Source organism: Pseudorhodobacter sp. (genome assembly GCF_030452865.1).
GTDB lineage: Bacteria > Pseudomonadota > Alphaproteobacteria > Rhodobacterales > Rhodobacteraceae > Pseudorhodobacter.
In genome coordinates, this window is sequence record NZ_JAKDLJ010000157.1 from 1 (window position 1) to 7,729 (window position 7,729).

A 7,729-nucleotide genomic window follows, 5' to 3' on the forward strand; every position below is an offset into this window, starting at 1 on the left:
GTATAGGCTGGCATCGAACCGTCGGTCGGCAGTGTCGGTGACTCGTATGACAACGCCCTCGCCGAGACGATAAACGATCTTTACAAAACCGAACTGGTCCATCGCCAAGGTCCGTGGCGCAACATGCAGGATCTGGAAATGGCAACCCTCGGCTGGGTCGATTGGTTCAACAACCGTCGACTGCTTGGGCCCATCGGAAACACCCCACCAGCCGAGGCAGAAGAGAACTTCTATGCACAGCGCGACGTGCTCGATATGGTCGCGTGAAATGAAGCTGTAGGTCTCCGGTGAAGCCGGAGCGATTCAAGGATCCCGGCTTTGCTATCTCTCGTTATCATCATTCAAAAATTCCTCGTGCATCCTGCCGAGAAAATTCTATGGCCGCAGCCGCTTACTTTCGGGGAATCACCCGCCGAAATCAATCTTTCGAGCGTTCCACATAGGAATTATCCTCGGTATTGATCACGATCCGCGTGCCTACCCCGATATGCGGCGGCACCATGACGCGGATTTGTTCATCACAGGTCGCAGGTTTGTAGGAGGATGACGCGGTTTGGCCCTTCACCACTGGCTCGGTCTCGGTCACTTCAACCACCAGCTTTTGTGGCAATTCGATCGCGATACAGGCGCCGTTGAAGGTTTTCAGGAACACTTCCAACCCATCTTTCAGAAACACCTTCGCATCACCGATGATGTCTTCACCCACCGCAATCTGGTCATAGCTTTCCGGCTCCATGAAGTGGAAACCCTCACCGTCGGCATAAAGGAAATTGTATTTGCGTTCATCGACATGCGCGCGCTCCACCTGTTCGGTCGTGCGCCAGCGTTCCGTCACCTTCACGCCGTCCAGAATTCCGCGCATGTTAACGGATGTGGTCGGCGTGCCTTTTCCGGGGTGAAAATTTTCAGCCGTCAGGACGACATATAGTTTGTCGTTCATCTCAACAACATTGCCTTTGCGCAGCGAGGAGGCGATAACTTTCACGCGAATTTCCTTGTGGTTTGTACGCCGCACACCTAATGCGCGGACCGATGGCGCTAGGCTCTAGCCTATCCTGGCCGAAATCTCCAGATCAAAGGCGCAAAACATGACAAATACGCTGAACTGGTGGCATCCATCGCGACATGAAGGTCGCCGCCCGGCCCTTCTGGCCCGCAACCGGGTACAAGCCGCCCTGCGCGGCTGGTTCGCGGATCACGATTTCGTCGAGGTGGACCCAAGCGCGTTGGTCACCAGCCCCGGCAATGAAACGCACCTGCACGCTTTCAGCACCGAGGCAATCGGCAACGAAGGCACACCGCACCAGATGTACCTGCACACCTCGCCGGAGTTTGCGATGAAAAAGCTGCTTGCTGCGGGGGAAAACCGCATCGCCGCTTTCGCCCATGTCTGGCGCAACCGGGAACGCGGGCCGCTGCATTCGCCGGAATTCACCATGCTCGAATGGTATCGCGTCGGGCAGGATTACTCTGTCTTGATGGACGATTGCGCCACATTTGCAAAGCTCGCTGTTGCCGCCGCTCGCACCGACAAACTGCGCTACAAGAGCTTTGAGTGCGACCCGGCACTTCCCTTTGAGCGCCTGTCGGTTGCTGATGCGTTCAGCCAATACGCGAATATGGACCTGCTCGCGACACTCTCAACGCAGGGCAAGCCCGATCAGGCAGCATTGGCGGCTCAACTGGTCACACAAGGCATCGGTTTTGCCGAAGGCGACACATGGTCAGACCTGTTCTCCCGCGTGTTGGCCGAGCGGATTGAGCCGCGTCTCGGCCATGGCCGCCTGACGATGCTTGACCGCTATCCGATTGCCGAGGCCGCACTCGCCCGCCCCTGCGCCGACGATCCCCGCTGTGCGGAACGGTTTGAGGTTTACGCTTGCGGTGTCGAACTGGCCAACGGCTTTGGCGAGTTGACCAGCGCCACCGAACAACGCAAACGCTTTGTTGCGGAAATGGATGAGAAAGAACGCCTCTATGCCATCCGCTACCCGCTTGACGAGGAATTCCTGTCTGCGCTTGCCCATATGCCTGATGCCGCCGGAATCGCGATGGGCTTTGACCGCTTGGTCATGCTGGCAACCGCAGCGCCTACGATTGACCATGTGATCTGGGCGCCAGTGGCCCTTCCCTAAAGCGTTTCGACTTCCACCCGACATATCAAGCAACTGCCGACCCGTTGATATTTGGTATTTGCAGGCAGATTTCGCTGATTCACGTTCAACGCTGTCAACGGCAGCGTAAAACTGGGCTCGAAAACTCGTGGCCCATACACCTGCCTCGACATAGATACTTACAATGACCCACTACCGGATTTGCGCAGGGTCTGGCCATTTTTGTCTTGAGAGCCTATACTTGGGGCAAAGGATTATACGGGATCGCTACGGTGGAAGAGACGCGCGGACGGATTACGAAAGACAGCATACGAATCTATGAGGATTCCGATTTCGCCGGGATGCGGACGGCAGGCAAGGTTGCAGCGGCGATTTTAGATCTGGTTGGCCCATTGGTTGTCCCCGGTGTGACCACCGCTGCGCTGGATGATTTTATCACGGATGAGGTGAAAAGGCGCGGCGTGATCTCCGCCACCATCGGCTATCGCGGCTATCAACACGCGTCCTGCATATCGGTCAACCATGTGGTGTGCCACGGGATTCCCGGCAGCAAAGTGATCAAGGATGGTGACATTCTGAACATTGATGTCACCGTGATCGTCGATGGCTGGTTTGGCGATACCAGCCGGATGTATGTGGCCGGGACGAGTTCGCGCAAGGCGCAGCGATTGATCGAGGTCACCCATGACAGTCTGATGAAAGGGATTGAGGCGGTAAAACCGGGCAATACCTTTGGCGATATCGGCAATGCGATCCAGACTTATGTTGAGGGTCAGCGCATGTCAGTCGTGCGCGATTTCTGTGGTCACGGTTTGGGGCGGGTGTTCCACTCTGCACCGAATGTGCTGCATTATGGCCGTGCGGGCACGGGCGCGGTGCTGGAAGAAGGCATGTTTTTCACGATTGAGCCGATGGTCAATCTGGGTCGACCGGAAACGAAAGTTCTGGCAGATGACTGGACAGCGGTGACCCGCGATAAATCGCTTTCGGCGCAGTACGAGCATTCGATCGGGGTGACAGCGACCGGGGCTGAGATTTTTACCCTGTCGCCGGGTGGTGTTTACAAAGCGGCATTCGAAGGCTGATCGCACAGCGTCTTTTGGCCGCACTTGATGGGCATGGCCGGGGGCGTGTGCCGCCCCCGGACCCCCTGCAAGGTATTTTCACCAAGATGAAGGCGGGGCCGTTGCGATGAGGCCAGATCATGCGATTCCAAGTCGGGCAGGAAGATCGCGCAGGTGATGGATCACCTCTGCCCCGGTCGCGACAAGAGCCGCGCCATTGTTATGTTCCGCCAAACCAAAGCAGCGGATATTCGCACGGGCCGCTGCAAGGCAACCGCTTGGGCTGTCATCAACGACCACACATTCATCCGGCGTCACGCCCAAGGCGCGTGCGGCGTGAAGCCAAAGGCCGGGGTCGGGTTTCGGACATCCAAGTGTTTGGCCCGAATAGAGGTGTCCTCCGAAGCGCGCCTTGATCGCAGGATGCTGACCAAGCGTAATTTGCATCTTTTCGCCCGATCCGTTGGACCCTACCGCGTAACGAATACCTGCCGCGTCCAGCGCATCCAACACCTCTGGTACGCCTGAGATCAGCGCAGTGCCTTCGGCAAGACAGGCATAGAGCCGGGTGTAGAAATCATCAACCCATGTATCAGGCAGATTTGCGCCAAGATCCCGTGCAGCACTGAACAGACCAGAGATGGTGCCACCCAGAAAGCGCGTCTCCATCTCGGATTGGCTCAGATGCAGACCATGCGCCACAAGGTCGGTGGCCAGCAGCGCAAAAGTGGTACGCTCGCTATCAACGAGGACACCATCACAATCAAAGAGCACGGCTTTTATGGGCATATCGCGGTATTTCTTCCGGTGACACGGACCATTCAGCCTGTTCTATCAAATGATCAAAATGGCTGTGTCAGTCCGGATTTGCAAGGCCATGTCGCCACGCATAGCGGTTACGGCGTGCGCAGGATCGTGACGGAGGTATCGCCATATCTCCGGTGGTCGACCTCCAGCAACCCGGCTGGCGGGGTGATCGAGGCACTTTCCTCCCACACAATCAAGCCATTCGGCGCAATCCAATTGCCCGCAATCGCGCCGGTCAACGCCGCCTCCCCCATCGTCATGCCATAGGGCGGGTCCAGGAAGACCAGCGTATAGGGGGCAGCCGGGTTCGGGGGCAGCCGGGTTGCATCCTGTCGCAATATCTGCGCGGCGGTCTGGCGCGTGATTTCCAGATTACGACGGATCAGCCCCTGCGCCGCTTTGCCGTCATCGACGAAAGTGGCATGGGCCGCACCGCGGCTCAGCGCCTCCAACCCCAAGGCACCAGTACCGGCAAAAAGATCAAGCACGCGGGCGTTGGTCACGGGGTTCGGCCCACCGTCCAACCGCCCATTGATCAGCAGGTTGAAGATCGCTTCGCGCACCCGGTCGGAGGTGGGGCGCAAATGCGCCGACACGTCACCCCTTCCCACATCGGCCAGATGCGTGCCGCGATTGCTGCCACCAATGATCCGCATTATTTCAGCAGGGATTTGAGGTCGGTTTCCGGGTTGGCAACCTGATCCGCCTGGGGCGACTTGCCCATATCGAGCAGGCGCTTGGCGACCATGAAGGCACGCGGGTCATTCATCGCGTCAACGGCCAGCAACCGTTCACCTTGGAAATACCAGAACGAGGTTGCGCCTTCGGTTTTCCGGGTCACGATCCGGTCATAGCCGGTATTCAACCCCGCGATTTGCAGTTTGATATCGTATTGGTCCGACCAGAACCACGGCTTCGGCAGATAGTCCTTGCTTGCGCCCATCATGTTTTCCGCCACCAGTTCCGCCTGATCAATCGCATGTGGCACCGATTCGAGCCGCATCCGCCCGCCTTCTGTAGGAAAGCTGGCGCAATCCCCCGCAGCCCAGACATGCGGAGCCGAGGTGCGGCCTTGGGCATCGGTCACAATCCCGTTCTCCAGCAGCAAGCCCGCCGCTTCGGCCAAACTGGTGTCGGGCGCAATACCAACTCCCACCATAACGATATCCGCCGGTATCTCCTGCCCGCTGGACAGCCGCGCACCTGTGACATGATCGGTTCCGATCAGCCGTTCCAACCCGGTGGACTCAAGGATTTTGACGCCGTGCGCGCGGTGAAGATCGCGGAAATAATCCGAGGTTTCGGGGGAGGCGACGCGTTGCAAGATGCGGGGTGCCATTTCCAGCACCGTCACATCAAGCCCCAGCTTTGCCGCGACTGCCGCCCCCTCCAACCCGATATAGCCGCCGCCGACGATGACAATCCGCTTGCCGGGCAAGAAATAGGGCCGCATCGCATCGACATCGGCCAAATCGCGCAGGGTCATCACGCCGGGCAAAGCACCACCGATGGCGGCTGGCAACCGACGCGGCGTGGAACCCGTGGTCAGTGCAAGCTCGTCATAGCGCAACACTTCGGCCCCCAGGGTCACGGTTTGCGCCTTGGTATCAATTGCGCTGACGGTTTGGCCCAGACGCAACGTGATGTTTTGATCGGCGTAAAACGATTCCGGGCGAAGATGGAGACGATCTGCCGTCATCTCCCCCAAGAGATAGGCCTTTGACAGCGGCGGGCGCTGATAGGGTGGGTGCGGTTCCGCCCCGATCAGCATAATGGCGGCATCACTGGCCAGACTGCGCAGCTTGGCAACAAGCGACGATCCGGCTTGTCCTGCCCCGATGACGATAATCTGCTTCATTTTACGCCCTTCCGATCCCGGACCCCGGTTTATTTGCAGAGCAGCCTCTGGTCGGGTGCCTGCGCGGAGCGTATATCTTGAGACAACGGATATGCAACGCACGAGGAGAAAAGCGATGACGATTTCTGTAGGAGACAAACTGCCGGAAGCAAATGTGGTTCGGATGGGCGCTTCGGGGCCGGAGCAGGTCAATATCGCCGAATTGGCACGGGGACGCAAAGTGGTGATCTTTGCGGTTCCGGGGGCGTTCACGCCGACCTGTCATTCGGCCCATGTCCCCAGTTTCATCCGCACCCGTGAGGCATTTGCTGAAAAGGGCGTGGAGGAGGTTATCTGCGTTTCGGTCAATGACCCGTTCGTGATGCAGGCATGGGGCAAGGCCACCGGCGCGGATGAGGCCGGGATAACCATGCTCGCCGATGGCACCGCCGAATTCGCAAAGGCGATGGGCATGACGTTTGATGCGCCCCCGGTTGGCCTGATGTCGCGCTCCAAACGCTATGCGTTGATGGCGGAAAACGGCGTGATCAAGGTTTTGCATCAAGAGGAAAGCCCCGGCACTTGCGAAACCTCTGGTGGTGAGGCGTTGCTGGCGGCGATCTGACACATTTTGCGCCGGATGTGATTCAAAGCTGCGCCGCGACACGGCGCGGGCTCAGCTTCAACGCCGAGATTCGGCCAACACCGAATGACGGACAAGACCGATTTTCAGATTTTGGCCCGACTGCCCTGCGCCATTTTCGGTGCAGGGCTTTCTTTTGCCGCATTGCGCGCCTATAGCGATGCGGCGGGATGACCCCGTGCGACATGCCGACAGCAGGATACTGATGAGAACGATCAACACGACCGAAGCCCTCGCCGCTTTTTGTGAGGCTGCCAAGCGCGAAGCCTATGTAACCCTCGACACCGAATTTCTGCGAGAACGCACCTATTGGTCGAAACTCTGCCTGATCCAGATGGCGCTTCCCGGTGAAAACGGGGATGCGGTGCTGGTCGACCCGATCGAGGGGCAGGAAATGTCGCTGGAACCGCTCTATGACCTCTTTCGCCATGAGGCGACGGTCAAGGTGTTCCACGCGGCCAGGCAGGATCTGGAGATTTTCTTTGTCGAAGGCAACTGCTTTCCCAAGCCGTTGTTCGATACTCAGGTGGCCGCGATGGTCTGCGGCTTTGGCGAACAGGTCGGCTATGAGACCCTGGTGCGCAAGATCGCACATCACCCATTGGATAAGACCAGCCGCTTTACCGATTGGTCCCGCCGCCCGTTAAGCGATGCGCAACAGACCTATGCACTGGCCGATGTGACGCATCTGCGCGTGATCTATGAAAGCCTGGCCGAACAGATCGCCAAAAGTGGCCGCCAAAAATGGGTGGAGGAGGAGTTGGCGGTACTGACCGACCCTGAAACCTATACCGTGCGCCCTGCCGAGGCTTGGCAGCGCATCAAGACGCGCACCCACTCGGGGCGGTTTCTGGCCATCGTCAAGGCGCTGGCAGAGTTTCGTGAAGTCTATGCACAAGGCAATAACGTGCCGCGAAGCCGTGTGATCAAGGATGATGCGCTGCTGGAACTCGCCTCCACCAAACCCACCAATGTCGAAGAACTGGGCCGTTCCCGCCTGTTGCTGCGTGAGGCACGGCGGGGGGAGATTGCCGATGGTTTGCTGGCGGCGGTCAAGTCGGGCGTGGAAGCAAAGGCCGAAGATCTGCCGAAGATCGACGCGATCAAGGATCAGGTGCAGGTCAAGCCGGCTCTGGGCGATCTGCTGCGCGTGGTTTTGTAGACAAAATCCGAAGATTTGGGGGTGGCCTCGAAGTTGATTGCTTCCGCCTCCGAACTCGACCTGATCGCAGCGGGGCAGCGCAAGGTTCCGGCGCTGGCCGGC

Annotated in this window: 7 protein-coding genes and 2 pseudogenes; 5 read left to right on the forward strand and 4 right to left on the reverse strand. The window is 58.6% G+C overall.

Translation table 11 applies throughout. The features are described 5' to 3' along the window. Positions 1–6 precede the first annotated feature (6 nt). Positions 7–267, forward strand: a pseudogene (locus L0H65_RS10495) (integrase core domain-containing protein); the annotation flags it as partial. A 151-nt stretch (positions 268–418) separates the two neighbouring features. On the opposite strand, the gene efp reads toward L0H65_RS10495, so the two are convergent. Then, positions 419–985, reverse strand: a complete 567-nt coding sequence (gene efp, locus L0H65_RS10500; RefSeq protein ID WP_301458836.1) for an elongation factor P — start codon at positions 983–985, stop codon at positions 419–421. 103 nt (positions 986–1,088) lie between these two features. Between efp and epmA the strand changes: the two genes are divergently transcribed. Together epmA and map are read left to right on the forward strand one after the other, a co-directional pair. Next, positions 1,089–2,135, forward strand: a complete 1,047-nt coding sequence (gene epmA, locus L0H65_RS10505; RefSeq protein ID WP_301458837.1) for an EF-P lysine aminoacylase EpmA — start codon at positions 1,089–1,091, stop codon at positions 2,133–2,135. 251 nt (positions 2,136–2,386) lie between these two features. Continuing rightward, positions 2,387–3,199 carry a type I methionyl aminopeptidase gene (gene map / locus L0H65_RS10510; RefSeq protein ID WP_301458839.1) on the forward strand — a complete coding sequence of 271 codons (813 nt, stop codon included), beginning with the start codon at positions 2,387–2,389 and terminating at the stop codon, positions 3,197–3,199. Positions 3,200–3,316: 117 nt separating this feature from the next. Here map and L0H65_RS10515 read toward each other — a convergent pair whose 3' ends face one another. From L0H65_RS10515 to L0H65_RS10525, 3 genes are all read right to left on the reverse strand, one after another. Then, positions 3,317–3,967, reverse strand: a complete 651-nt coding sequence (locus L0H65_RS10515) for an HAD family phosphatase (RefSeq protein ID WP_301458840.1) — start codon at positions 3,965–3,967, stop codon at positions 3,317–3,319. Positions 3,968–4,074: 107 nt separating this feature from the next. Beyond that, positions 4,075–4,641, reverse strand: a complete 567-nt coding sequence (gene rsmD, locus L0H65_RS10520) for a 16S rRNA (guanine(966)-N(2))-methyltransferase RsmD (RefSeq protein ID WP_301458842.1) — start codon at positions 4,639–4,641, stop codon at positions 4,075–4,077. Beyond that, on the reverse strand, positions 4,641–5,843 hold the full coding sequence (locus L0H65_RS10525; protein ID WP_301458844.1) for an NAD(P)/FAD-dependent oxidoreductase: 1,203 nt from the start codon (positions 5,841–5,843) through the stop codon (positions 4,641–4,643). Before L0H65_RS10525 ends, rsmD begins: the two co-directional genes overlap by 1 nt. 115 nt (positions 5,844–5,958) lie before the next feature. Here L0H65_RS10525 and L0H65_RS10530 point away from each other — a divergent pair, with 115 nt between their 5' ends. Both L0H65_RS10530 and rnd read left to right on the forward strand, forming a co-directional pair. Continuing rightward, the gene (locus tag L0H65_RS10530; protein WP_301458846.1) at positions 5,959–6,447 is read left to right on the forward strand and encodes a peroxiredoxin; all 489 of its coding nucleotides are present in this window, start codon (positions 5,959–5,961) and stop codon (positions 6,445–6,447) included. Positions 6,448–6,670: 223 nt separating this feature from the next. Then, a pseudogene (gene rnd, locus L0H65_RS10535) lies at positions 6,671–7,729 on the forward strand (ribonuclease D); the annotation flags it as partial.